Source organism: Prescottella sp. D32, assembly GCF_037287305.1.
Classification (GTDB): domain Bacteria; phylum Actinomycetota; class Actinomycetes; order Mycobacteriales; family Mycobacteriaceae; genus Prescottella; species Prescottella equi.
The window spans coordinates 1,335,885-1,361,351 of record NZ_JARBSW010000001.1; the positions used below are offsets into that span (position 1 = coordinate 1,335,885).

Below are 25,467 nucleotides of genomic sequence, written 5' to 3' on the forward strand. Positions count from 1 at the left end.
TTGGACGTTGCGCTGGCTGCCTCCTGTCCACCTCTCGACCTCACTGCGGCGAAGTGATTACTTCCTGCTCCTGTGGCGAGGCTTCGTTCGGGTTGTAACCAGCGAATTCGCCCCACAGAAGAAGCAGATACAGCGGCGGTCGCACCAGCAAGAGCGGCCCGCGTGAGGTGCTGGAAGGACGCATCTTGGCAGTCTCTAGCCAGACCAAGGCAGTAGCCGGAATCCCCGGAGCCCCCCGAAGGGTTTCGTTCGCGAAAATTCGCGAACCCCTCGAGGTCCCAGGGCTCCTCGATCTACAGACTGATTCGTTCGAATGGTTGGTCGGCTCGCCGAGTTGGCGCGAGCGCGCGGCCGCACGCCGCGACGGAGCGGTGACCGGTGGTCTCGAAGAGATCCTGGCCGAGCTCTCGCCCATCGAGGACTTCTCCGGGTCGATGTCGCTGTCCTTCTCGGACCCGCGCTTCGACGAGGTCAAGGCCTCGGTCGACGAGTGCAAAGACAAGGACATGACCTACGCGGCGCCGCTGTTCGTCACCGCTGAGTTCATCAACAACAACACCGGTGAGATCAAGAGCCAGACGGTCTTCATGGGTGACTTCCCGATGATGACCGACAAGGGCACGTTCATCATCAACGGCACCGAGCGCGTCGTCGTGTCGCAGCTGGTCCGTTCGCCGGGCGTGTACTTCGACGAGTCCATCGACAAGAGCACCGAGAAGACCCTGCACAGCGTCAAGGTCATCCCGGGCCGTGGCGCGTGGCTCGAGTTCGACGTCGACAAGCGCGACACCGTCGGTGTCCGCATCGACCGCAAGCGCCGCCAGCCGGTCACGACGCTGCTCAAGGCGCTCGGCATGACCGACGAGGAGATCCGCGAGCGGTTCGGTTTCTCGGAGATCATGATGGCCACCCTGGAGAAGGATCCGGCCAAGAACACCGACGAGGCCCTGCTCGACATCTACCGCAAGCTGCGTCCGGGCGAGCCGCCGACCAAGGAGAGCGCGCAGACCCTCCTGGAGAACCTGTTCTTCAAGGACAAGCGCTACGACCTCGCTCGCGTGGGCCGCTACAAGATCAACAAGAAGCTGGGCCTGAACACCGGTCTGCCGATCGAGGCGTCGACCCTCACCGAGGACGACATCGTCACCACGATCGAGTACCTGGTGCGTCTGCACGCCGGCGACACCATGATGACCGCTCCGGGCGGCGTCGAGGTTCCCGTCGAGGTCGACGACATCGACCACTTCGGCAACCGTCGTCTGCGCACGGTGGGCGAGCTGATCCAGAACCAGATCCGCGTGGGCCTGTCCCGCATGGAGCGCGTCGTCCGCGAGCGCATGACGACTCAGGACGTCGAGGCGATCACGCCGCAGACCCTGATCAACATCCGCCCGGTCGTCGCCGCGATCAAGGAGTTCTTCGGAACCTCCCAGCTGTCGCAGTTCATGGACCAGAACAACCCGCTGTCGGGCCTGACCCACAAGCGTCGTCTGTCGGCGCTGGGCCCCGGCGGTCTGTCCCGTGAGCGCGCCGGCCTCGAGGTGCGAGACGTCCACCCGTCGCACTACGGCCGTATGTGCCCGATCGAGACCCCCGAGGGTCCGAACATCGGTCTGATCGGTTCGCTGTCGGTGTACGCGCGGGTCAACCCGTTCGGCTTCATCGAGACCCCGTACCGCAAGGTCGAGAACGGTCAGCTCACCGACCAGGTGGACTACCTGACCGCGGACGAGGAGGACCGCCACGTCGTGGCGCAGGCCAACTCGCCGGTCGACGCGAACGGCCGCTTCACCGAGGACCGCGTCCTGGTCCGTCGTAAGGGCGGCGAGGTCGAGTTCGTCTCGTCCTCCGACGTCGACTACATGGACGTCTCGCCGCGCCAGATGGTCTCCGTCGCGACCGCGATGATTCCGTTCCTCGAGCACGACGACGCCAACCGTGCCCTGATGGGCGCGAACATGCAGCGTCAGGCGGTTCCGCTGGTCCGCAGCGAGGCACCGCTGGTCGGTACCGGCATGGAGTTGCGTGCCGCGGTCGACGCCGGCGACGTCATCGTCACCGAGAAGACCGGTGTGGTCGAGGAGGTCTCCTCCGACTACGTGACGGTCATGGCCGACGACGGCAGCCGCACCACGTACCGCCTGCGCAAGTTCGCGCGCTCGAACCAGGGCACGTGCGCCAACCAGCGTCCGATCGTGGACGAGGGTCAGCGGGTCGAGGCCGGCCAGGTGCTGGCCGACGGCCCCTGCACCGAGAACGGTGAGATGGCGCTCGGCAAGAACCTGCTCGTGGCGATCATGCCGTGGGAGGGCCACAACTACGAGGACGCGATCATCCTGTCGCAGCGCCTCGTGGAAGAGGACGTCCTCACCTCGATCCACATCGAGGAGCACGAGATCGATGCCCGCGACACCAAGCTCGGTGCCGAGGAGATCACCCGGGACATCCCGAACGTCTCCGACGAGGTGCTGGCCGATCTCGACGAGCGCGGCATCGTCCGCATCGGTGCCGAGGTCCGCGACGGCGACATCCTGGTCGGCAAGGTCACCCCGAAGGGCGAGACCGAGCTGACCCCCGAGGAGCGACTGCTCCGCGCGATCTTCGGTGAGAAGGCCCGCGAGGTTCGCGACACGTCGCTGAAGGTTCCGCACGGTGAGTCCGGCAAGGTCATCGGTATCCGCGTGTTCTCGCGCGAGGACGACGACGACCTGCCTCCGGGCGTCAACGAGCTGGTCCGCGTCTACGTTGCCCAGAAGCGCAAGATCCAGGACGGCGACAAGCTCGCCGGCCGCCACGGCAACAAGGGCGTCATCGGCAAGATCCTCCCGCAGGAGGACATGCCGTTCCTGCCCGACGGCACCCCGGTCGACATCATCCTGAACACCCACGGTGTTCCGCGTCGTATGAACATCGGCCAGGTTCTCGAGACGCACCTCGGCTGGATCGGCAAGACCGGCTGGAACGTGCAGATCGCCGGCGACGGTTCGCGCCCGGACTGGGCTGCGACGCTGCCCGAGGAGATGCTGTCCGCACCGGCCGACTCGAACATCGCCACCCCGGTGTTCGACGGCGCCAAGGAGGACGAGCTCACCGGTCTGCTCGGCTCGACGCTGCCCAACCGTGACGGCGAGCGCATGGTCGGACCGGACGGCAAGGCGACGCTGTTCGACGGTCGCTCCGGCGAGCCGTTCCCGTACCCGGTGTCGGTCGGCTACATGTACATCATCAAGCTGCACCACCTGGTCGACGACAAGATCCACGCACGTTCGACCGGCCCGTACTCGATGATCACCCAGCAGCCGCTCGGCGGTAAGGCCCAGTTCGGTGGCCAGCGCTTCGGTGAGATGGAGTGCTGGGCGATGCAGGCGTACGGCGCCGCCTACACCCTGCAGGAGCTGCTCACCATCAAGTCGGACGACGTCGTCGGCCGCGTGAAGGTGTATGAGGCCATCGTCAAGGGCGAGAACATCCCCGAGCCGGGCATCCCCGAGTCCTTCAAGGTGCTCCTCAAGGAGCTCCAGTCGCTGTGCCTCAACGTGGAGGTGCTGTCCTCGGACGGCGCAGCCATCGCGATGGCCGACGGCGACGACGAGGACCTCGAGCGTGCCGCCGCGAACCTGGGCATCAACCTGTCCCGGAACGAGGCCGCGACCGTGGACGATCTCGCGAACTAGTTTTACGGTCCCCGGGCCGTGGGCACGCCCACGGCACCCACGGCCCGGGGGCGCTAGAGCACATTTGAATTGGCAGTCAGGAGAAGCGGATCTCACCCGCTGATCCACAATCCCTCTGGGGAAAGGAAGTTACGTGCTCGACGTCAACTTCTTCGATGAACTCCGCATCGGTCTCGCGACCGCGGAGGACATCCGCAACTGGTCCTACGGCGAGGTCAAGAAGCCGGAGACCATCAACTACCGCACGCTCAAGCCCGAGAAGGACGGCCTCTTCTGCGAGAAGATCTTCGGCCCCACCCGGGACTGGGAGTGCTACTGCGGCAAGTACAAGCGTGTCCGGTTCAAGGGCATCATCTGTGAGCGCTGCGGCGTCGAGGTGACTCGCGCCAAGGTGCGTCGTGAGCGCATGGGCCACATCGAGCTCGCTGCTCCGGTCACCCACATCTGGTACTTCAAGGGTGTGCCGAGCCGTCTCGGCTACCTGCTGGATCTGGCTCCGAAGGATCTCGAGAAGATCATCTACTTCGCCGCCTACGTCATCGTCGGTGTCGACGAGGAGCTGCGTCACAACGAGCTCTCCACGCTCGAGGCCGAGATGGAGGTCGAGAAGAAGACCGTCGCCGACCAGCGTGACGCCGATCTCGAGGCCCGCGCGCAGAAGCTCGAAGCGGACATCGCCGAGCTCGAGGCCGAGGGTGCCAAGTCCGACGTCCGCCGCAAGGTCAAGGACGGTGGCGAGCGCGAGATGCGTCAGCTGCGTGACCGCGCCCAGCGCGAGCTGGACCGCCTCGACGAGATCTGGACCACGTTCACGAAGCTGAGCGTCAAGCAGCTCATCGTCGACGAGTCGCTGTACCGCGAGCTGGTCGACCGCTACGGCGAGTACTTCACCGGCGCGATGGGCGCGGAGTCCATCCAGAAGCTGATGGAGAACTTCGACATCGAGGCCGAGGCCGAGTCCCTGCGCGAGACCATCCGCAGCGGCAAGGGCCAGAAGAAGCTGCGTGCTCTCAAGCGCCTCAAGGTCGTCGCGGCGTTCCAGCAGTCGGGCAACTCGCCGATGGGCATGGTCCTCGACGCCGTTCCGGTGATCCCGCCGGAGCTGCGCCCGATGGTCCAGCTCGACGGTGGTCGTTTCGCGACGTCCGACCTCAACGACCTGTACCGCCGCGTCATCAACCGCAACAACCGCCTCAAGCGACTGATCGACCTCGGTGCTCCCGAGATCATCGTCAACAACGAGAAGCGGATGCTGCAGGAGTCCGTCGACGCGCTGTTCGACAACGGTCGTCGTGGCCGGCCCGTCACGGGCCCGGGCAACCGTCCGCTGAAGTCGCTGTCCGATCTGCTCAAGGGCAAGCAGGGCCGCTTCCGTCAGAACCTGCTCGGTAAGCGTGTCGACTACTCGGGCCGTTCCGTCATCGTCGTCGGCCCGCAGCTCAAGCTGCACCAGTGCGGTCTGCCGAAGCTGATGGCGCTCGAGCTGTTCAAGCCGTTCGTCATGAAGCGTCTGGTCGACCTCAACCACGCGCAGAACATCAAGTCCGCGAAGCGCATGGTCGAGCGTCAGCGTCCGCAGGTGTGGGATGTCCTCGAAGAGGTCATCAACGAGCACCCGGTGCTGCTGAACCGTGCACCCACGCTGCACCGTCTCGGCATCCAGGCGTTCGAGCCGCAGCTCGTCGAGGGCAAGGCCATCCAGCTGCACCCGCTCGTGTGTGAGGCGTTCAACGCCGACTTCGACGGTGACCAGATGGCCGTGCACCTGCCGCTGTCGGCAGAGGCGCAGGCCGAGGCTCGCATCCTGATGCTGTCGTCGAACAACATCCTGTCGCCGGCATCGGGCCGTCCGCTCGCCATGCCGCGTCTGGACATGGTCACGGGTCTGTTCCACCTGACCCGCGAGGTCGAGGGTGCGATCGGCGCCTACCAGCCGGCCGCCGACGGCCAGCCGGAGCAGGGCGTCTACAGCTCGCCGGCCGAGGCTCAGATGGCCGTCGACCGTGGCGTGCTGTCGGTGCAGGCGAAGATCAAGGTGCGTCTGACCCATCAGCGCCCGCCGCGTGAGATCGAGGCGGAGCTGTTCCCCGAGGGCTGGAACTTCGGCGACGGCTGGATGGTCGAGACCACGCTCGGCCGCGTGATGTTCAACGATCTGCTCCCCGCGGACTACCCGTTCATCAACGAGCAGATGCCGAAGAAGCGTCAGGCGACGATCATCAACGATCTGGCCGAGCGTTACCCGATGATCGTGGTTGCGCAGACGGTGGACAAGATGAAGGACACCGGCTTCTACTGGGCCACCCGGTCCGGCGTCACGGTCTCGATCTCCGACGTCCTCGTGCCGCCGGAGAAGGCTCAGATCATGGAGCAGTTCGAGGCGCAGGCCGACCAGATCGAGAAGAAGTACCAGCGCGGTGCTCTCAACCACACCGAGCGCAACAGTGCTCTGGTGAAGATCTGGTCCGAGGCCACCGACGAGGTCGGTAAGGCCATGGAGGCCCACTTCCCCGACGACAACCCGATCCCGATGATCGTGAAGTCCGGCGCCGCCGGCAACATGACTCAGGTTCGCTCGCTCGCCGGTATGAAGGGCCTGGTGACGAACCCGAAGGGTGAGTTCATCCCGCGTCCGATCAAGTCCTCCTTCAAGGAGGGCCTGACGGTCCTCGAGTACTTCATCAACACGCACGGTGCTCGTAAGGGTCTGGCCGATACCGCTCTCCGCACCGCCGACTCGGGTTACCTGACCCGTCGTCTGGTGGACGTCTCGCAGGACGTTATCGTCCGCGAGGTCGACTGTGGCACCGAGCGCGGCATCCTCACCACGATCGCGGAGAAGGCAGCGGACGGCACGATGATCCGCGACGCGCACGTCGAGACCTCGACGTACGCCCGCACCCTGGCCGCGGACGCGATCGACGAGAACGGCAACGTCGTCGTCGAGCGTGGACACGACCTGGGCGATCCGGCGATCGACGCGCTGCTCGCGGCGGGTATCACGCAGGTGAAGGTCCGTTCGGTCCTGACCTGCACCACCGCCACGGGCGTGTGTGCCACGTGCTACGGCCGCTCGATGGCGACGGGCAAGCTCGTCGACATCGGCGAGGCCGTCGGTATCGTCGCCGCACAGTCGATCGGTGAGCCCGGTACCCAGCTGACGATGCGTACCTTCCACCAGGGTGGTGCGGCCGGCGCGGCCGACATCACCGGTGGTCTGCCGCGTGTCCAGGAGCTGTTCGAGGCCCGCGTCCCCAAGGGCAAGGCCCCGATCACCGAGGTCTCCGGCCGGGTGCAGTTGGACGACGACGACCGCTTCTACAAGATCACGGTCGTCCCGGACGACGGTGGCGAAGAGGTCGTGTACGACAAGCTGTCGAAGCGTCAGCGTCTGCGTGTGTTCAAGCACGACGACGGCTCCGAGCGACTGCTGTCGGACGGTGACCACGTGGACGTCGGTCAGCAGCTGCTCGAGGGCGCTGCCGACCCGCACGACGTGCTGCGAGTCATGGGCCCGCGTCAGGTGCAGATCCACCTCGTCAACGAGGTCCAGGAGGTGTACCGGAGCCAGGGTGTGTCGATCCACGACAAGCACATCGAGGTCATCGTGCGCCAGATGCTGCGTCGCGTCACGATCATCGACTCGGGCTCGACGGAGTTCCTGCCCGGCTCGCTGGTCGAGCGTGCGGAGTTCGAGGCGTCCAACCGTCGCGTCGTCGCCGAGGGCGGCGAGCCGGCGGCCGGACGTCCGGTGCTGATGGGTATCACGAAGGCGTCGCTGGCGACCGATTCGTGGCTGTCGGCGGCTTCGTTCCAGGAGACCACCCGCGTGCTGACCGATGCGGCGATCAACTGCCGCTCGGACAAGCTGATCGGTCTCAAGGAGAACGTGATCATCGGCAAGCTGATCCCGGCCGGCACCGGCATCAACCGGTACCGGAACATCCAGGTTCAGCCCACCGAGGAGGCACGCGCGGCTGCGTACGCGGTTCCGTCTTACGACGACCAGTACTACAGCCCGGAGGGCTTCGGCACCGGCACCGGCGCTGCGGTTCCTCTGGACGACTACGGATTCGGTAGCGACTACCGCTGACCCGTAGAAAGTTCGACTCGAAGGTCCCGTTCCCGACAGGGGGCGGGACCTTCGGTCATTCTGGGGACAGGAAGAATGTTCCCGTAATCGGACTAATTGGACAGGCGGAGGGCATCATGGCCGGTAAGAACATCGATCGGGTGAAGGCGGAGTCTGCGCTCGAGGTTGTCAAGGAGAGCCCGGCCATCGTGGCAATCGTCGCGGCACCGGCCCTGGTCGTCTTCGGTGTGCTGTGGTGGCTCACCGGATTCGGCACGGCGCTGCTGGTGACCCTGCTGATCGCGGGTATCGCGGTGGTCGCGAAGAAGGTGTTCTGACTCAGACCTTTTCGCGGGGGAGCATCTCGACGCGCGCGACGGCGCGCACCTCGCTCCCGACGAGGAACCACACCGACAGCGAGGTCTCGTCGCCGTCCGTGCGGAGCCGCACGTGATCGCGCGCGTAGATCGGGCCGAGGTGTTCGACCACCGCCCGGTACGGCGCGCGGCGTAGTTCGGGTCGGTCGGCGAGGCACTCCTCGACCGCGTGCCAGTACGTCGTGTTGTTGACGTGGTTGAACGGATCGATGTCGGTGGTGCGCAGGTGGAACGTCCGCTCGCGGTCGTCCCAGTCGTCGGTGTCGGGCGGCGTCGCCGGCAGCAACGGCTTCCAGCGAAGGCGATGCTCGTCGGTGGTCCGGCCCAGGCTCTCGAGGAGGCCGTCGCTGATCCGGGTCGGCATCCCGGTGTCGGCGCCGATGTCGATCCAGAATCCCTCGGTCTCGATCAGCGCGTCCGCCGTGCTCGTGAGTCGGACCCGCATCGCCGACCACCGCGTCGAATGCGCGGAGCACCAGCGTCGGAGGGTCATCCGGTCCGGCCACACCGCGGGCCGGTGCACCTCGATGACGGTGCGCCGGACGATCCACAGTGGGTCGGTTTCGTCGTATCCGAACGCTGCGAGGTTGTCCGAGCCGATGTCCTGGAGGTAGCGGGCGACGCCGTCGAGGCGTAGCCGATTCTCGATGTCGACGTCTCCCGTACGGATCGGGCGTGAGGTCTCGAAGCACTGCTCGGGCGGGGGCGCCGGTGCCAACGGTTCCGGTGTGGTGACGCTCTGCGTTGGGCGGGCGCTCTGCTCGGAAGCCACGGTGTTCCCTCGGTTCGGCGGTTGTCGCCAGCGATTGTGACAGTTGGCGGCTCCGTAGTCACCGGACACGACCGAGGTGCTTGTTCGATTGCCCGGTGCCGAGTACAGTCCCATACCTGTAACTCATCGTCACATGAAGGCTGTCACATCGGTGACCGGGCCGGGCGTGCGTCACGCCCCGTGTGACACGCGAGACGGGAAATCGAACATGGCCTACGTCATCACCCAGACGTGCTGCAACGATGCGAGTTGTGTGTCGGCGTGCCCGGTGAACTGCATCCACCCGACGCCGGAGGAAGCGGAGTTCGCGACCACCGAGATGCTGTACATCGAACCGCAGGCCTGCATCGACTGCGGCGCATGCGTCGACGCCTGCCCGGTGAACGCGATCTTCCCCGAGGACCAGTTGAGCGAGTCGCTGCAGCGGTATCGCGAGATCAACGCCGACTACTACACGCGGCACCCACTCCAGCCCGACTGGATTCCGCTGACACCCGCGACGCCTCCGGTACGGGACCTCGGCACGTTGCGGGTTGCGATCGTCGGCGCGGGGCCCGCGGCCTGCTACGCCGCGGAGGAACTGCTCAAGCGGTCCGACGTCGAGGTCGAGATGTTCGAGAAGCTGCCGACGCCGTGGGGTCTGGTGCGCGCCGGCGTCGCACCCGATCATCCGGGCACCAAGACGGTGACCGAGATGTTCGAGTGGTCGCTCGGCCGCGATGCGTTCCAGTTCCACCTCAACGTCGAGGTCGGCAAGCATGTCAGTCACGCCGACCTGCTCGCCCACCACCACGCGGTGATCTACGCGGTGGGCGCATCGAGCGACCGCGCGCTGGGTGTGCCCGGCGAGGACCTGCCCGGCAGTCATGCCGCGACCGAGTTCGTGGCCTGGTACAACGGGCATCCCGACTACGCCGACCGCACCTTCGACCTTTCCGGCGAGCGGGCGGTGATCGTCGGAAACGGCAACGTCGCGCTCGACGTCGCGCGCATCCTGACGATGGACCCCGACGACCTGGCGAAGACCGATATCGCCGACCACGCACTGAAGGCTCTGCGCAGCAGCAACATCCGCGAGGTCGTGCTGTTGGGTCGGCGTGGTCCCGCGCAAGCGGCGTACTCCAACCCCGAGTTCCTGGCCCTCGGTGACCTGCCGGGAGTGGACGTCGTGATCGACGAGGCCGAGGCGGAACTCGATTCGCGGTCCCGGGCGCTGATCGACGCGGACGAGACCGAACCGGCGGTTGCGATGAAGGTGCGGCTCGCACAGGAGTACGCACGTCGCACCCCGACGCCCGGCAACAAGCGGATCGTGTTCCGGTACCTGACGTCGCCGACGGAGATTCTCGGCGCCGAGCGGGTCGAGGGACTGACGGTCGTCGCGAACGAGCTGGTGGAGGACGCCTCCGGTGGGCTCGCCGCGCATCCCACCGGACGCACCGAGCACATCGACGCCGCCCTGGTGCTGCGCTCGATCGGCTACCGGGGACGTCCGATCGCCGGGGTGCCGTTCGACGAGCGGCGCGGGGTGGTCCCCAACGATCGCGGTCGAGTGGTGGCCGGCGCCGGCGAACCCGTCGACGGCGTGTACGTCACGGGGTGGATCAAGCGCGGCCCGAGCGGCGTCATCGGAACCAACAAGACGTGCGCCAAGGAAACCGTGGCGCGGATCGTCGAGGATTTCGAGGCGAAGCGACTCGCCGCGCCGACCGCCGGGCGGAAGGAACTCGGCAAGTTGCTCGCCCGGCGTCAGCCCGAACGGATCTCGCGCCGCGGCTGGGAAGCGATCGACCGGGCCGAGCGTGACCGCGGAACGGCGTCGGGCCGACCGCGGGTGAAGATGACGGACACCGCGGAGATGGTGGCGCTCGGGCGCCGGCGTCGCGCACTGTTCGGCGGGTGAGTCCGGGGTAGCGTCACGCACAGGGTGCAGCGTCCACCGGAGATGCCGCCCGGCGGATTCGGAGGTGGAAAGTGCGCGCAGTGGTGGTCACGGACCTGGCAGGGCCGTCGGCGATCGTGGTCCAGGACATCGCCGAACCGGACGCGGACGGGTTGGTGCTGATCGACGTCAAGGCCAGCGGCGTCTGCTTCCCGGATCTGCTGATCAGCTACGGCAAGTACCAGATTCGACCCGAACCACCGTTCGTGCCGGGCACCGAGGTCGCGGGTGTCGTGCTCAGCGCGCCCGACGACAGCGGGTTCGTACCGGGACAGCGGGTGCTGGCGGTGTCGAGTCTCGGTGGCTACGCCGAGCGGGTCGCCGTCCATCGGAATCTGGTGCTGCCCATCCCGGACGAGTTGACGTTCGAGGAGGCGGCGTCGCTGATCATCAACTATCAGACGATGGAGTTCGCGCTGGGCCGCCGCGCCCGGCTGCAGCCGGGCGAGACCGTCGCGGTCCTCGGCGCCGCCGGTGGGGTGGGGACGTCGGCGATCCAGTTGGCGAAGGCCCACGGGGCCCGGGTGATCGCGGTCGTGCGCCGGGGCGGTGCCGACGACTTCCTGCGCGAGATCGGCGCCGACGACGTCGTCCGACTGGCCGACGGGTGGGCCGCGCAGGTTCGTGAACTCACGGGTGGCCGCGGAGCGGACGTCGTGATCGATCCGGTCGGCGGGGACGCGTTCGACGACGCGGTCCGCGCCCTCGCTCCCGAGGGGCGCCTGGTCGTCATCGGTTTCGCGGGCGGGGGCATCCCGACGGTCAAGGTGAATCGCGTCCTGTTCCGCAACATCAGCATCGTGGGCGCGGCGTGGGGTGAGTTCCTCCGGCACGAGCCGTCGGCGCTGGCGGAGACGCACGCGGCGCTCGTGAAACACGTGCGTGCGGGACTGCGTCCCGTCGTCAAGGCGCGCTACCCGCTGGCCGCGGCGGCCGAGGCCCTCGTCGACCTCGAGGCCGGCCGGGTGCTCGGAAAGGCCGTTCTCGTCCAGAGCTGACTGTGTTCCTCGTCACCTGCCCGCTGCCTGTCCGGAAAATGTGTTGCCGCAGGTAGTCGCGGCGTGGTGTCGTTGAAGGGTCGCGGATTCGCGCGGCCGTGGGGGTAATTGCGTTTCCGCAATAGTTGCACGATCGCTACTATTCGAGCCCGTGGCTGATGTGACTCCGGACGACGTCTACACCGTGCTCGAGGAGTTCATCATGCGTCTCCTGGGTATGGGGGAGTCCGAGTCCATGGACACCCTCGTCGCGATGGACCTGTCGTTCTCGCAGGTTCGTGCGCTCTTCGTGCTGGCGCAGCACGGCGAGCCGATCGCGATCAACGAGGTCGCGGAGTGCCTGCGGATGTCGGTGGCGGCCGCGGGTCGCAACATCGACCAGTTGGTGTGTCAGGAACTTGTGCTGCGCCGTGAGGACCCGGAGGATCGTCGGATCAAACGGGTCTCGCTGACGGAGTCCGGGCGAAGCCTGGTCTCCCGTCACCTCGAGGACAAGCGTGACGAGCTCCGAGCGTTCGCGGGCCGGTTGGATCAGCCGGACCGCAGGCGGTTGCTCGAGGCCCTTCAACCGATACTCGCGGGCGATGCCCTGCGGGCCCGAAGTCAGGAATTCTGTACATGACGACGCCAAACTCGACGGCCGGACCCCAACCCGGGGCGCCGGAGTCGGACAAGATCGACGGCGCGGTTCTCAAGATCGCCTCCGTGGTGGTGCTCGGCGCCATCATGTCCATCCTCGACGTCACCGTCGTCAGTGTCGCGCTGCCGACGTTCGCGGAGACGTTCGAGACCAGCTACGCGGTGGTCGCCTGGACGATGACCGCCTACACGCTCGCCCTCGCGACAGTGATCCCCGTGACGGGTTGGGCCGCCGACCGTTTCGGTACCAAACGCCTCTACATCGGCGCACTGGTGCTGTTCGTCATCGGTTCCGTGCTGTGTGCCTTCGCCTGGGACATCACGTCGCTGATCGTGTTCCGCGTGATCCAGGGCCTGGGCGGCGGCATGCTGATGCCGCTGGGCATGACGATCATGACCCGGGCCGCCGGCCCCGAGCGGGTCGGCCGCGTCATGGCCGTGCTCGGCATCCCGATGCTGCTCGGGCCCATCGCCGGCCCCATCGTCGGCGGCTGGCTGATCGACGCTGCCAGCTGGCACTGGATCTTCCTCATCAACCTGCCGATCGGCATCATCGCCCTCGCCGCGGCGTTCAAGCTACTGCCGAAGGACGAGCCGAGCCCCTCCCAGTCGTTCGACTTCGTCGGCATGCTGCTGCTGTCGCCCGGCCTGGCGCTGTTCCTGTACGGCGTCTCGTCGATCCCGGAGCACGGCAAGGGGCTGTCCCCGGAGGTGCTGATCCCGATCGGAATCGGTCTGGTCCTGATCATCGGATTCGTGTTCCACGCCCTCCGCAAGGACCATCCGCTGATCGACCTGCACCTGTTCCAGAACCGTCAGCTCACGGTCGCGGTGCTCACCACCACGATGTTCATCATCGCGTTCATGGGTGCGGGCCTGCTCTTCCCGAGCTACTTCATCCAGGTGCGCGGTGAGTCCGCGATGGCCGCGGGTCTGCTGCTGGCGCCGCAGGGCATCGGCGCGATGGTGACGATGCCGATCGCCGGCCGACTGGTCGACAAGATCGGCCCGGGCAAGATCGTCCTGACGGGTCTGCCACTGATCGCGCTGGGCATGTTCACGTTCACGCAGCTGACCGCGACGTCGTCGTACCCGCTGCTGATGGGCTCGCTGTTCGTGATGGGTCTCGGCATGGGCTGCACGATGATGCCGCTGATGACGGCCGCCATGGTCACGCTCAAGCACGAGATGATCGCCCGCGGTTCGACGCTGATGAACATCGTCCAGCAGACGGCCGGCTCGATCGGTACCGCCACGATGTCGGTGGTGCTGACGAACCAGATGACGTCGCACGGCCTCAGCAAGGACGCTGCCCCGCCGACCGATCCGAGCAGCGTCGCGCAGATGCTCAACGATTCGGCCGACTCGTTCGGCGCGACCTTCATGGTGGCGTTCGTCCTCGTGCTGGTCACCCTGATCCCCGCGTTCTTCCTGCCGCGCAAGCGTGTGGCCGCGACGACCGAGGACGTCCAGCCGGTCATGATGCACTGACATCCGCCGCGGAACGAGCCCCCGAGCGATCCTTCGCTCGGGGGCTCTTCGTGTTGTCCGAGTTCGACTCGGCGCGTCGCTCCGAACGTGTCGGTGGCCGGTTCTATCGTCACGACAGGAGCCTCGAGCAGGGAAGGGGCGCATCATGGCTGAAGAGCCTGGCGTCACGCACAACCCGGACAATCCTTCGCACTGGCACTACTACGCGGTAGTGGGCACCACGATCGGCGGTGGTCACACGCTCGCCGAGTTCGGCCCGCACCCCACCGCACTCTCGGCGCTGCAGGTCGCCGTCCACGCGGTCAATCACACGGCCTACTCGATGTTCGAGCAGGGGATCGTCGGCCACATGCTGGCCGATGCCGCGATGGTGGAGCGGTTGCCCGTCACGAACTTCACCGTAGAACGCCAGCACCCCGTCACGCGCGCGCCCGACGCGGCGTGGTCGCTCAGCGGTGGTCGCCGAGCCTGGGGAGTGGCAGCGCATCTGACGGCGTGAACGGGTACCGCACATCAGCGCCGACATGCCGTCACCGCTAAACAATCATTCATGCTTGATTTTTACTCACCTCGGTGTGATGCTGATCTCAGCATTCGAGGAGGGGTATGTGGCTGACCTGAACAAGATCGTCGACGACCTGTGTGCGGAGGGCGCGGCACTCGATGCGCTGGTCGCCGATCTGCCGGACGAGAAGTGGGCGGTGGCCACGCCGGCGGAGGGTTGGACCGTCGCACACCAGATCGGCCATCTCGCCTGGACCGACCGGGCCGCGCTGCTGGCGGCCACCGACGAGGACGCCTTCACCGCCCAGCTCGCCGACGCGTGGAAGAACCCGTACGGCTTCGTGGACGAGGGTGCCGAGGCCGAGGCGCAGCGTCCGCCCCGGGAACTGCTGGCCGACTGGCGCGAGTGCCGTGCGCGACTCGCACAGATCCTGCGAGACGTTCCGCCCGGCACCAAGCTGCCGTGGTACGGGCCGCCGATGAGTGCGGCCTCGATGGCGACCGCGCGGCTGATGGAGACATGGGCGCACGGCCGCGACGTCGCCGCGGCGCTCGGTGTGGCGGCGGAGTCGACGGACCGGCTCGAACACATCGCGCGGCTGGGGGTGCGTACGCGGGACTTCGCGTACAGCGTCAACGAGATCACGCCGCCCACCGAGGAGTTCCGGGTGGAGTTGGTTGCGCCGGACGGTGGGACGTGGGGGTGGGGTCCGGACGACGCCCCGCAGCGCGTGACCGGCCCGGCCGAGGACTTCTGTCTGCTCGTCACGCAGCGGGTGCACCGCCGGGACACCGCACTGCGGGCCACGGGCGACGACGCCCGCCGCTGGCTCGACATCGCCCAGGCCTTCGCCGGACCGCCCGGCGCGGGCCGTGAACCCACTCGGACGGAGGCGGCCCGATGACGGCGTCCACGGTGCGCATCGGCAACTGTTCCGGCTTCTACGGCGACCGGATCTCGGCGATGCGCGAGATGCTCGAGGGCGGTGAGCTGGACTACCTGACCGGCGACTACCTCGCCGAGCTGACGATGCTGATCCTCGGGCGGGACCGGACGAAGGACCCGGCGCGCGGCTACGCCAAGACGTTTCTGCGGCAGGCCGAGGACTGTCTGGGGCTCGCTCTCGACCGCGGCGTGAAGATCGTGACCAACGCCGGCGGGCTCAATCCCAGCGGCCTCGCCGACGCGCTGCGCGAGGTGAACGACCGACTGGGACTGAATGCGCGGATCGCCCACGTCGAGGGCGACGATCTCATCGCGCGGGTAGCCGAACTCGGGCTCGACCGGCAGGCCGGACCGGAGACGCCGCTGACGGCGAACGCCTACCTCGGGGCGTGGGGCATCGCCCGGTGCCTGGACGCGGGCGCCGACGTCGTCGTCACCGGCCGGGTCACCGACGCATCGGTGATCGTGGGACCCGCGGCGGCGCACTTCGGCTGGGCGCGAGACGATTTCGATCGTCTCGCGGGCGCCGTCGTCGCCGGCCACGTCATCGAGTGCGGCACCCAGGCCACCGGCGGAAACTACTCGTGGTTCACCGAGATCCCCGACCTCGGCCGCCCCGGCTTCCCGATCGCCGAGATCGCGGACGACGGCTCGTCCGTCATCACCAAGCATCCGGGCACCGGGGGAGCGGTGACCGTCGACACCGTCACCGCTCAGTTGCTGTACGAGATCACCGGCGGCCGCTACGCCAACCCCGACGTCACCGCGCGCATGGACTCGGCGGTCCTCACCGGCGACGGCCCCGACCGCGTCCGCATCTCCGGCGTCACCGGAGAGGCTCCGCCGCCGCAGTACAAGGTGTCGCTCAACGCGCTCGCCGGTTTCCGTAACGAGGCGACGTTCGTGCTCACCGGACTCGACATCGAGGCCAAGGCCGAACTGGTTCGGCGGCAGATGAACTCGTGGCTCGTGGACAAGCCGCAGGAACTCGACTGGACCCTGGCCCGCACGGACCACCCGGACGCCGACACCGAGGAGGCGGCGAGCGCGCTGCTGCGCTGCACGGTGCGGGACACCGACCCGAACGTCGTGGGACGGGCGTTCTCGTCGGTGGCCGTCGAGCTGGCGCTCGCGAGCTACCCGGGCTTCACGCTCACCGCCCCGCCGTCGAACGGTCAGCCGTACGCGGTGTTCACCCCCGGCTACGTCGACGCCGGCGAGGTGCCGCACGTCGCGGTACTGCCGGACGGCACACGTGTCGCCATCGCTCCGAGCGCCGTTACCCGAGTGCTCGAGGACGTGCCGGAACCCGCGCTGCCGCAACCACTCGCGGGCGACGACACGGTCACGGTTCCGCTCGGCACGGTCGCGGCGGCCCGCAGCGGCGACAAGGGTGGCAACGCGAACGTCGGGGTGTGGGTGCGTACCGACGAGCAGTGGCGGTGGCTCGTGCACGCGCTCACCGTCGACGAGGTGAAAAGGATGCTGCCCGAGGCGAAGTCGCTCGCGGTCACGCGGCACGTGCTGCCGCACCTGCGGGCCGTCAACTTCGTGATCGAGGGCATCCTCGGCCGCGGCGTGGCGTCCCAGGCCCGCTTCGACCCGCAGGCCAAGGGGCTCGGCGAGTGGCTGCGCTCGCGGCACATCGACATTCCCATCGGCCTGGTCCCCGAGTACGCCGACGAACTTCAGGAAGGACACGCATGAGTGTGTGGGACACCCCGGAGCGACAACAGCTCCGCAAGACGGTCCGCGGCTTCGTCGAGCAGGAGATCCTCCCGCACCTGGGCGACTGGGAGCGCGACGGCGAGATCCCGCGCGAGCTGCACCGTGGGGCCGCGGCGCTCGGACTGCTCGGCGCGGGCTTCCCCGAGGAGGTCGGCGGCGACGGCGGCGACCTGGTGGACGCGGTGGTGATCTGCGAGGAGATGCACCAGGCCGGCGCGTCCGGTGGCCTGTTCGCGTCGCTGTTCACGTGCGGCATCGCACTGCCGCACCTGATCGCGGCCGGTGACCCCCGACAGATCGAGCGCTGGGTGCGCCCCACCCTGGCCGGCGAGAAGATCGGTTCGCTCGCCATCACCGAACCGGGCGGCGGCTCCGACGTCGGACACCTGCGGACCACCGCGATCCGCGACGGCGACCACTACGTCGTCAACGGCGCCAAGACGTTCATCACGTCGGCGGTACGCGCCGATTTCGTCGTGACCGCGGTGCGGACCGGCGGCCCCGGCGCGGGCGGGGTGTCGCTGCTCGTGATCGAGAAGGGCACGCCGGGATTCGAGGTGGCCCGCAAGCTGGACAAGATGGGCTGGCGCGCGTCGGACACCGCGGAGTTGTCCTTCGTCGATGCCCGGGTTCCGGTGGAGAACCTGGTGGGTGAGGAGAACTCGGGGTTCGCGCAGATCGCGCAGGCGTTCCTGACCGAACGCATCGCTCTGGCGGCGCAGGCGTACGCGAGTGCGCAGCGCTGCCTGGACCTGACGCTGCAGTGGTGCCGCGATCGCGAGACCTTCGGGCGACCGCTGATCTCGCGGCAGGCGGTGCAGAACACGGTCACCGAGATGACGCGGCGCGTCGATGTCGCTCGCGTCTACACCCGCACGCTCGTCGAACGTTCGCTCGTCTCGAACGAGGACTTCGTCGCCGAGGTGTGCTTCGCGAAGAACACGGCCGTCGAGGCCGGTGAATGGGTGGCGAATCAGGCCGTGCAGTTGTTCGGCGGCATGGGGTACATGGCGGAGAGCGAAGTGGAGAGGCAGTACCGGGACATGCGCATTCTGGGTATCGGGGGCGGGACCACGGAGATCCTGACCTCGTTGGCGGCCAAGCGATTGGGGTATCAGTCGTGACGATTCTGAAATCGGCTCTGGACACGAAGTCGGCCGAGTACGCGGCGGCGGCCGAGTCGATGACGGCCAAGCTCGCCGAACTCGAGGTAGAGCATGCGAAGGCCCTCGCGGGAGGCGGTGAGAAGTACGTCGAGCGGCACCACAAGCGGGGCAAGCTGCTGGCACGCGAGCGCATCGAGCTGCTGATCGACCCGGACTCGCCGTTCCTCGAACTGTCCCCCCTCGCCGCATGGGGCACCGAGTTCCCGGTGGGCGCGTCGACGATCGTCGGTATCGGCGTCGTCAGCGGCGTCGAATGCCTCATCGTCGCGAACGACCCCACGGTGCGGGGTGGCACGTCCAACCCGTGGACGCTCAAGAAGGGCTTCCGCGCCAACGACATCGCCGTCCAGAACCGGTTGCCGGTGATCTCGCTCGTCGAGTCCGGCGGCGCCGACCTGCCGACGCAGAAGGAGGTGTTCATCCCGGGCGGGCGGATGTTCCGCGACCTGACGAAGCTGTCGGCGGCCGGGATCCCCACCATCGCGCTCGTGTTCGGCAACTCCACCGCCGGCGGCGCCTACATCCCCGGCATGTCCGACCACGTCGTGATGATCAAGGAACGGTCGAAGGTGTTCCTTGCCGGACCGCCGCTGGTGAAGATGGCAACCGGTGAGGAGTCCGACGACGAAGCCCTCGGCGGCGCCGAGATGCACGCGCGGACATCGGGTCTGGCCGACTACTTCGCCCAGGACGAGCAGGATGCGATCCGGATCGGCCGCAGCATCGTCCGCCGGCTCAACTGGCGTAAGGAGGGGCCGGCGCCGCGGGCCGAGGTGATCGAGCCACTCGAGGATCCCGAGGAACTGATCGGCATCGTCCCGTCGGATCTGAAGATCCCGTTCGATCCACGCGAGGTGATCGCGCGCATCGTCGACGGTTCGGACTTCGACGAGTTCAAACCGATGTACGGGTCGTCGCTCGTGACGGGTTGGGCCGCACTGCACGGCTACCCGATCGGCATCCTCGCCAACGCGCGCGGCGTGCTGTTCAGCGAGGAGTCGCAGAAGGCCACCCAGTTCATCCAGCTCGCGAACCGGTCGAACACGCCACTTCTGTTCCTGCACAACACCACCGGATACATGGTGGGTAGAGAGTACGAGGAGGGCGGCATGATCAAGCACGGATCGATGATGATCAACGCGGTCGCCAACTCGACGGTGCCGCACATCTCGATCCTGCTCGGAGCGTCGTACGGCGCCGGCCACTACGGCATGTGTGGGCGTGCGTTCGATCCTCGCTTCCTGTTCGCATGGCCCAGTTCCAAGTCCGCGGTGATGGGCGGCGCCCAGTTGGCGGGCGTCATCTCGATCGTCGGCCGCGCCGCGGCGGAGGCCCGCGGGCAAGCGTTCGACGAGGAAGCCGACGCCGGCATGCGCGCGATGATCGAGAACCAGATCGAGGCCGAGTCGCTGCCGATGTTCCTCTCCGGGCGCCTCTACGACGACGGCGTCATCGACCCCCGCGACACCCGCACGGTGGTGGGGATGTGCCTGTCGGCCATCGCCACCGCCCCGATCGAGGGCACCGAGAACTTCGGTGTCTTCCGGATGTGAGGCCGACTGTGACTACTTCCGACATCACTTCCGTGTTGGTAGCCAATCGCGGCGAGATCGCCCGACGGGTGTTCGCGACGTGCCGGCGCGCCGGCGTCGGCACCGTCGCGGTCTTCTCCGACCCGGACTCCGCGAGTCCGCACGTCGCCGAGGCGGACGCCGCGGTCCGGTTGCCGGGCGCGACACCGTCCGAGACGTACCTGCGCGCCGACGCTCTCATCGCCGCGGCACACGCGGCGGGAGCCGATGCCGTCCATCCCGGCTACGGATTCCTCTCCGAGAACGCAGACTTCGCGCAGGCCGTGGAGGCCGCGGGTCTCACCTGGATCGGTCCACCCGTCAAGTCGATCGAGTTGATGGGCTCGAAGGTCGAGTCCAAGCGAATCATGGCCGAGGCCGGGGTACCGGTGCTGGCGGAACTCGATCCCGGCGCCGTGACCGAGGCCGATCTGCCGGTGCTCGTCAAGGCGTCCGCCGGTGGCGGCGGACGTGGCATGCGCGTGGTTCGTGAGCTGTCGGCGCTGCCCCGCGAACTCGAGGCGGCCCGCCGCGAGGCGCAGTCGGCGTTCGGGGACCCGACGGTGTTCTGCGAGCGCTATCTCGAGACGGGACGACACATCGAGGTCCAGGTGATGGCCGACCGGCACGGCACGGTGTGGGCTGTCGGCGAGCGGGAATGCTCGATCCAGCGTCGTCACCAGAAGGTGGTCGAGGAGACGCCGTCGCCGCTCGTCGAACGCATTCCCGCCATGCGCGCGAAGTTGTTCGAGGCGGCCCGCCTGGCGGCGAACGCGATCGGCTACGAGGGTGCCGGCACCGTCGAATTCCTCGCCGACGAAGCCGGGGACTTCTTCTTCCTGGAGATGAACACCCGTCTGCAGGTGGAGCACCCGGTCACCGAGTGCACCACGGGACTCGACCTCGTCGAGCTGCAGTTGCAGGTGGCGTCCGGGGTGGCACTGCCGGCAGAACCGCCGGCGATCCGTGGTCACTCGATCGAGGTTCGGCTGTACGCCGAGGACCCCGCACACAACTGGCGGCCGCAGAGTGGCACCGTCGAACGAATCGAACTTCCCGGCGGCACTGTCGAATTCGACCTGCTCGCGCGAACCGGGGTGCGCCTCGACTCGGGAGTCGAGGACGGCTCCGTGGTGAGCGTCTTCTACGATCCGATGCTGGCGAAGGTGATCTCGTACGCGTCCACGCGGACGCAGGCCGCCCAGGTTCTCGCGTCCGCGCTGGCCCGCACCCGCCTGCACGGCCTGCGGACCAACCGCGACCTGCTCGTCAACGTCCTGCGCCACCCCGCCTTCCTCGCGGGCGACACCGACACGGCGTTCTTCGACACCCACGGGCTCGAAGCCCTGGCGCGGCCGCTGGCCGACGAGAGGGCCGAGTCGCTGTCCGCGTTGGCCGCGGCGCTGGCCGACGCCGCTGCGAACCGGAGCACGGCACCCGTCGTCGGTGGACTGCCGAGCGGGTGGCGGAACCTACCGTCGCAGCCGCAGGTCAAGCGGTACAGCGGAATCCACGGCGACCACGACGTCCGCTACCTGCTGACCCGGTCCGGTCTGCGAGCCGACGGATTCGACGACGTGGCGCTGGTCTCGTCGGCACCCGACCACGTCGTGCTCGACGTCGCGGGTCTGCAGCGACGCTTCGACGTCGCACGCTACGGCGACACCGTCTGCGTCGACTCGCCGCTCGGACCGGTGTCGCTCACCGTGATTCCGCGCTTCGTCGACCCGTCGACCGTCGTCGCGGAGGGCTCGCTGCTCGCGCCGATGCCCGGCGCGGTGATCCGGCTGGGGGCCGCCGAGGGGGACCTCGTGGAGGCCGGACAGCCGATCCTGTGGCTCGAGGCCATGAAGATGGAGCACACCGTCAAGGCTCCCGTATCCGGTGTGCTCACCGAACTACCCGTCGTCGTCGGCCAGCAGGTGGACGTCGGTTCCGTTCTCGCAGTAGTGGAAGCCCCGGTGTCGAACGAGGCCGGCGCAGAAGGAGAGTCCGCATGAGCAGCTTCATCGAAACCGACGAGCAGAAGGAACTGCGGGCCGCTGTGTCCAAGCTCGCGCAGCGCTTCAACTACGTCGACTACGTGCTGCCCAAGGCGCGCAAGGGCGAACCGCTCACGGAACTGTGGACCGAGGCTGGCAAACTCGGTTTCCTCGGCGTGAACCTGCCGGAAGAGTACGGCGGCGGGGGAGCGGGCATCTACGAACTGGCCCTCGTGCAGGAGGAACTCGCCGCGCAGGGCGCCGGGCTGTTGCTGGTGGTCGTCTCGCCCGCGATCTGCGGCACGATCATCGGCAAGTACGGCACCGATGCCCAGAAGCAGGAGTGGCTCACCGCGCTCGCCGACGGTTCGAAGATCATGGCTTTCGGGATCACCGAACCCGACGCCGGCTCCAACTCGCATCAGATCACCACCACGGCGCGCAGGGACGGCGACGACTGGATCCTGCGCGGCAACAAGGTCTACATCTCGGGGGTCGACCAGGCCGACGCCGTGCTCGTCGTCGCGCGGACCGAGGACCACCGGACCGGCAAGTTGAAGCCGGCTCTCTTCATCGTTCCCACCGATGCCGAGAACTTCGTCGCGCAGCCGATGGAGATGGACATCATCGAGCCCGATCACCAGTTCACGCTGTTCCTCGACGACGTGCGGCTCCCGGCGGATGCGCTGGTCGGTTCCGAGGACGCTGCACTGATGCAGCTGTTCGCGGGCCTCAATCCCGAACGCATTCTCGGTGCGGCGATGGCGATCGGCATGGGACGCTGGGCCCTCGAGGCCGGGGTGAAGTTCGCGAAGGAGCGCACGGTCTGGAAGACGCCGATCGGCGCACACCAGGGACTCGCCCACCCGCTCGCACAGTGCAAGATCGAGCTGGAGTTGGCGAAGCTGATGATGCAGAAGGCCGCGACGCTCTACGACAGCGGCGACGACTTCGGGGCCGCCGAGGCCGCGAACATGGCCAAGTACGCGGCCGCCGAGGCCGCTATCAAGACGCTCGACCAGGCCATTCAGACGCACGGCGGTGGCGGACTCACCAAGGAGTACGGCCTCGCGGCGATGCTCGGCGCCGCGCGCATCGGGCGGGTCGCGCCGGTCAGCCGCGAAATGATCCTCAACTTCGTCGCCCAGCACTCCCTGGGCCTACCCAAGTCGTACTGAGGAAGCTGCAGATGACGAATCGACAAGTTCGCTACGAAGTCGCTGACGGTGTCGCGACGCTCACGCTCGACTCGCCACACAATCGCAACGCGATATCCAGCACGCTCGTGGGGCAGTTGCGCCAAGGGCTCACCGACGCACAGGTCGATGACGGGGTGCGCACCGTCGTTCTCGCTCACACGGGCGGAACCTTCTGCGCGGGCGCCGATCTCTCGGAAGCGAGTGCGGCCGGCGCCGACGCGAGCCCCGACGAGCTCGCGGCGGAGCGGACCCGCCAGATGACGGAGCTGTTGCGGGCGATCCTCGAGCTGCCGAAACCGGTCATCGCGCGGGTGGACGGCCACGTGCGCGCCGGCGGAATGGGGCTCGTGGGCGCGTGTGACATCGTCGTCGCGGGGCCGGACAGCACCTTTGCGCTGACGGAGGCTCGGTTGGGTCTCGCCGCGTCGATCATCTCGCTGACGGTCGTTCCCAGGCTCACCTCGCGCGCGGCCGGCCGGTACTTCCTGACCGGTGAGAAGTTCGGCCCACACGAGGCCGAGGCGATCGGGTTGATCAGCGAAGCGGTGCAGGACTCCGGGGAGGCGGTGCAGGACTTGATCGAGACGCTGCGCAAGTGCTCACCGCAGGGGTTGGCGGAATCCAAGAAGCTCACCACCGCGAAGGTGCTCGCGGACTTCGACACGTTCGGGGAATCCCTTGCGGCGCAGTCGGCTCGGCTGTTCGGCAGTCCGGAGGCCATCGAGGGTGTGACGGCGTTCCTGCAGAAGCGGCAGCCGTCGTGGGCGGCCGGAGGCTGAGACGCGGACGGCGCCCGTCCCCTGGCGGGAACGGGCGCCGTCCGGCAGGTCGGCTCAGGCAGCCGGGAAGAGCGCCGAGACCGCGTCGAGCGAGCCCAGGAAGAAGCTGAGGCCGGAGAAGAAGTCACCGGCGGCACCGACGAAATCGACGAGGAAGTCGGCAACGGGAATGAGCTCGGCAGAGGACATGAGGTCTCCTTGGGATCGATGCGATTCGGAAGGTAGGTAAACCTTCCCTAAGGAGAATTAGTAACGTGCCCGAGACCCTTCCGCAATGCGAATGTGACGAAGGTTACCCTAACTAGCGCAGTGTTTACTTGAATGTCCGCGACCGCCCACTCACGAGGTGGGCTACGCACCCCGCACGACGCCGGAAGACACCGGAGAGGACCACGCCGATGCGCGCACCACAACAGGATCGGAGCCGACTGACACGGCACCGGCTCCTGGAAGCCACCGTCGACTGCCTGGCCGAGTTCGGCTGGTCGGCCACCACCGTCGCAGTCGTCGCGCAGCGCGCCGGGGTGTCCCGCGGAGCCGCGCAGCACCACTTCCCGACGCGGGAGGACCTCATCACCGCCGCGCTCGAGTTCATGTTCGACAGCCGGATGGAGCAGGCACGCCGCGAAGTCACCGAATTGCCGACGGGGGAGGGGCGGACCGAGGCGGTCGTCGCGCGCCTCGTCGACTACTACACCGGCACGCTGTTCAAGGCCGCCCTCCAGGTGTGGACCGCGGCGGCCGCCGACCCGGAATTGCGGGATCGCGTGCTGCCGCTCGAGGAGCGCTTCGGGCGCATCGCGCATCGCACGGCCGTCGAGAGCCTCGGTGTCGACGACTCGGACCCCGCGGTACGCCGACTCGTCCAGGCCACCCTCGACCTCGCCCGCGGACTCGGCCTGGCCGATGTGCTCACCGACGACTCCCGCCGCCGCGCCGACATCGTGAGCAGTTGGGCCGCGCAACTGGACGCCGCGCTCGCGCCGCTCGGGGCGACCGATTCGGTGGTGTGAGCACCGCTGCCGGCGAGGCGAGGCCGGTACAGTTCCGCGTCATGGCGGCGAGCAGGCTGGCGGCGAGAAGGCTGGGATGGCCGGTTGTGGTTCTCGTGACGGCTGCGCTGGTCGGCGCCGGCTGCAGCCCAGGTGACTCGGCCGACGAGTCCCGCGCGACGGAATCCGGGGCGGCCGGCTCCGGGCCCTTCTTCGGTGAATGCGGTTCGGTCACCGACGAGGAGGTGGCCGAGGCGGTGGGGGTCCCCGGTTTCGCCGGCGTGGTCCGGAACTCCGTCGGCTGCGAATGGCAGACGTCGCCCGACCAGGATCGAAACGCGCCGCACTTCGCCTTCTCCTGGTATCGCGGCAGCCCGATCGGACGCGAGCGGGCGGGCAGCGAGATGATCGGGCGTCCCGCAGTGGACATCGAGATCGGCGGACACCCCGGGTTCGAGTCGTCGCTGTCGAGCCGACTGTGCGAACTGGGGGTGCAGTTCGGCGACGACTTCGTGCACTGGTCGATCTCGTACGGCAAAACCGATCCCACCGATGATCCGTGTGTCGCGGCCCGCCGTCTCGCCGAGCTGACCGTGGCAAGGGGGCAGTGAGATGCAGCGAGCCGGGATGCCGGG

At 67.7% G+C, this 25,467-nt stretch carries 19 protein-coding genes; 17 read left to right on the forward strand and 2 right to left on the reverse strand.

Going from position 1 to position 25,467, the window contains the following annotated elements; genetic code table 11:
• Nucleotides 1-167: 167 nt before the first annotated feature.
• The 3 genes from rpoB (at nucleotide 168) to PSS76_RS06245 (ending at nucleotide 8,084) form a co-directional block, all read left to right on the forward strand.
• The gene (gene rpoB, locus PSS76_RS06235) at nucleotides 168-3,674 is read left to right on the forward strand and encodes a DNA-directed RNA polymerase subunit beta (RefSeq protein ID WP_022597440.1); all 3,507 of its coding nucleotides are present in this window, start codon (nucleotides 168-170) and stop codon (nucleotides 3,672-3,674) included.
• Between the two features lie 133 nt (nucleotides 3,675-3,807).
• Nucleotides 3,808-7,767 (forward strand): DNA-directed RNA polymerase subunit beta', encoded by a 3,960-nt coding sequence (locus tag PSS76_RS06240; RefSeq protein ID WP_005518248.1) that lies wholly within the window; start codon nucleotides 3,808-3,810, stop codon nucleotides 7,765-7,767.
• 116 nt (nucleotides 7,768-7,883) lie between these two features.
• On the forward strand, nucleotides 7,884-8,084 hold the full coding sequence (locus PSS76_RS06245) for a hypothetical protein (protein WP_005518249.1): 201 nt from the start codon (nucleotides 7,884-7,886) through the stop codon (nucleotides 8,082-8,084).
• A 1-nt stretch (nucleotide 8,085) separates the two neighbouring features.
• Here the strand turns inward: PSS76_RS06245 and PSS76_RS06250 are convergent, their stop codons facing one another.
• Complete coding sequence (locus PSS76_RS06250) at nucleotides 8,086-8,895, reverse strand: acyl-[acyl-carrier-protein] thioesterase (protein ID WP_337456012.1); 810 nt, start codon at nucleotides 8,893-8,895, stop codon at nucleotides 8,086-8,088.
• Between the two features lie 208 nt (nucleotides 8,896-9,103).
• On the opposite strand from PSS76_RS06250, the gene PSS76_RS06255 reads away from it, so the two are divergent.
• The 12 genes from PSS76_RS06255 to PSS76_RS06310 all read left to right on the forward strand — a co-directional run bounded on the left by PSS76_RS06255 (nucleotide 9,104) and on the right by PSS76_RS06310 (nucleotide 23,840).
• Nucleotides 9,104-10,798: an FAD-dependent oxidoreductase gene (locus PSS76_RS06255; RefSeq protein WP_084847544.1), complete on the forward strand. Its 1,695-nt coding sequence runs from the start codon at nucleotides 9,104-9,106 to the stop codon at nucleotides 10,796-10,798.
• A 71-nt stretch (nucleotides 10,799-10,869) separates the two neighbouring features.
• Entirely contained in the window at nucleotides 10,870-11,835 is a 966-nt protein-coding gene (locus PSS76_RS06260) for an NADPH:quinone oxidoreductase family protein (RefSeq protein ID WP_337456013.1), read from the forward strand.
• A gap of 151 nt (nucleotides 11,836-11,986) precedes the next feature.
• Nucleotides 11,987-12,457 (forward strand): MarR family winged helix-turn-helix transcriptional regulator, encoded by a 471-nt coding sequence (locus tag PSS76_RS06265; protein ID WP_037084951.1) that lies wholly within the window; start codon nucleotides 11,987-11,989, stop codon nucleotides 12,455-12,457.
• Nucleotides 12,454-13,965: a DHA2 family efflux MFS transporter permease subunit gene (locus PSS76_RS06270; RefSeq protein ID WP_005518255.1), complete on the forward strand. Its 1,512-nt coding sequence runs from the start codon at nucleotides 12,454-12,456 to the stop codon at nucleotides 13,963-13,965. The genes PSS76_RS06265 and PSS76_RS06270 overlap by 4 nt, the downstream gene beginning before the upstream one ends.
• A gap of 145 nt (nucleotides 13,966-14,110) precedes the next feature.
• The gene (locus PSS76_RS06275; protein ID WP_064077204.1) at nucleotides 14,111-14,464 is read left to right on the forward strand and encodes a hypothetical protein; all 354 of its coding nucleotides are present in this window, start codon (nucleotides 14,111-14,113) and stop codon (nucleotides 14,462-14,464) included.
• 79 nt (nucleotides 14,465-14,543) lie between these two features.
• On the forward strand, nucleotides 14,544-15,374 hold the full coding sequence (locus PSS76_RS06280; protein WP_443147369.1) for a TIGR03084 family metal-binding protein: 831 nt from the start codon (nucleotides 14,544-14,546) through the stop codon (nucleotides 15,372-15,374).
• Nucleotides 15,371-17,122 carry an acyclic terpene utilization AtuA family protein gene (locus tag PSS76_RS06285; RefSeq protein WP_337456015.1) on the forward strand — a complete coding sequence of 584 codons (1,752 nt, stop codon included), beginning with the start codon at nucleotides 15,371-15,373 and terminating at the stop codon, nucleotides 17,120-17,122. The genes PSS76_RS06280 and PSS76_RS06285 overlap by 4 nt, the downstream gene beginning before the upstream one ends.
• Entirely contained in the window at nucleotides 17,119-18,267 is a 1,149-nt protein-coding gene (locus PSS76_RS06290; protein ID WP_041674410.1) for an acyl-CoA dehydrogenase family protein, read from the forward strand. Before PSS76_RS06285 ends, PSS76_RS06290 begins: the two co-directional genes overlap by 4 nt.
• Entirely contained in the window at nucleotides 18,264-19,862 is a 1,599-nt protein-coding gene (locus PSS76_RS06295) for an acyl-CoA carboxylase subunit beta (protein WP_041674409.1), read from the forward strand. Before PSS76_RS06290 ends, PSS76_RS06295 begins: the two co-directional genes overlap by 4 nt.
• 8 nt (nucleotides 19,863-19,870) lie before the next feature.
• On the forward strand, nucleotides 19,871-21,880 hold the full coding sequence (locus PSS76_RS06300) for an acetyl/propionyl/methylcrotonyl-CoA carboxylase subunit alpha (RefSeq protein ID WP_337456016.1): 2,010 nt from the start codon (nucleotides 19,871-19,873) through the stop codon (nucleotides 21,878-21,880).
• Nucleotides 21,877-23,040, forward strand: a complete 1,164-nt coding sequence (locus PSS76_RS06305) for an acyl-CoA dehydrogenase family protein (protein WP_013416933.1) — start codon at nucleotides 21,877-21,879, stop codon at nucleotides 23,038-23,040. The genes PSS76_RS06300 and PSS76_RS06305 overlap by 4 nt, the downstream gene beginning before the upstream one ends.
• An 11-nt stretch (nucleotides 23,041-23,051) precedes the next feature.
• Entirely contained in the window at nucleotides 23,052-23,840 is a 789-nt protein-coding gene (locus PSS76_RS06310; RefSeq protein ID WP_064077199.1) for an enoyl-CoA hydratase family protein, read from the forward strand.
• Between the two features lie 54 nt (nucleotides 23,841-23,894).
• Here PSS76_RS06310 and PSS76_RS06315 read toward each other — a convergent pair whose 3' ends face one another.
• Nucleotides 23,895-24,029, reverse strand: coding sequence for a hypothetical protein (locus tag PSS76_RS06315; RefSeq protein ID WP_005518268.1), 135 nt, complete (start codon nucleotides 24,027-24,029; stop codon nucleotides 23,895-23,897).
• 209 nt (nucleotides 24,030-24,238) lie between these two features.
• Here PSS76_RS06315 and PSS76_RS06320 point away from each other — a divergent pair, with 209 nt between their 5' ends.
• Nucleotides 24,239-24,853 (forward strand): TetR/AcrR family transcriptional regulator, encoded by a 615-nt coding sequence (locus PSS76_RS06320; RefSeq protein ID WP_005518270.1) that lies wholly within the window; start codon nucleotides 24,239-24,241, stop codon nucleotides 24,851-24,853.
• A gap of 41 nt (nucleotides 24,854-24,894) precedes the next feature.
• Nucleotides 24,895-25,443, forward strand: a complete 549-nt coding sequence (locus tag PSS76_RS06325) for a DUF3558 domain-containing protein (RefSeq protein WP_221282612.1) — start codon at nucleotides 24,895-24,897, stop codon at nucleotides 25,441-25,443.
• Nucleotides 25,444-25,467: the final 24 nt, after the last annotated feature.

Coding starts and splice junctions, on each gene's coding strand:
- PSS76_RS06270 (WP_005518255.1), top strand. CDS start 12,454: ATGACGACGCCAAACTCGACGGCCGGACCCCAACCCGGGGCGCCGGAG.
- PSS76_RS06245 (WP_005518249.1), top strand. CDS start 7,884: ATGGCCGGTAAGAACATCGATCGGGTGAAGGCGGAGTCTGCGCTCGAG.
- PSS76_RS06310 (WP_064077199.1), top strand. CDS start 23,052: ATGACGAATCGACAAGTTCGCTACGAAGTCGCTGACGGTGTCGCGACG.
- PSS76_RS06255 (WP_084847544.1), top strand. CDS start 9,104: ATGGCCTACGTCATCACCCAGACGTGCTGCAACGATGCGAGTTGTGTG.
- PSS76_RS06325 (WP_221282612.1), top strand. CDS start 24,895: ATGGCGGCGAGCAGGCTGGCGGCGAGAAGGCTGGGATGGCCGGTTGTG.
- PSS76_RS06305 (WP_013416933.1), top strand. CDS start 21,877: ATGAGCAGCTTCATCGAAACCGACGAGCAGAAGGAACTGCGGGCCGCT.
- PSS76_RS06280 (WP_443147369.1), top strand. CDS start 14,544: ATGCTGATCTCAGCATTCGAGGAGGGGTATGTGGCTGACCTGAACAAG.
- PSS76_RS06320 (WP_005518270.1), top strand. CDS start 24,239: ATGCGCGCACCACAACAGGATCGGAGCCGACTGACACGGCACCGGCTC.
- PSS76_RS06290 (WP_041674410.1), top strand. CDS start 17,119: ATGAGTGTGTGGGACACCCCGGAGCGACAACAGCTCCGCAAGACGGTC.
- PSS76_RS06275 (WP_064077204.1), top strand. CDS start 14,111: ATGGCTGAAGAGCCTGGCGTCACGCACAACCCGGACAATCCTTCGCAC.
- PSS76_RS06315 (WP_005518268.1), bottom strand. CDS start 24,029: ATGTCCTCTGCCGAGCTCATTCCCGTTGCCGACTTCCTCGTCGATTTC.
- PSS76_RS06285 (WP_337456015.1), top strand. CDS start 15,371: ATGACGGCGTCCACGGTGCGCATCGGCAACTGTTCCGGCTTCTACGGC.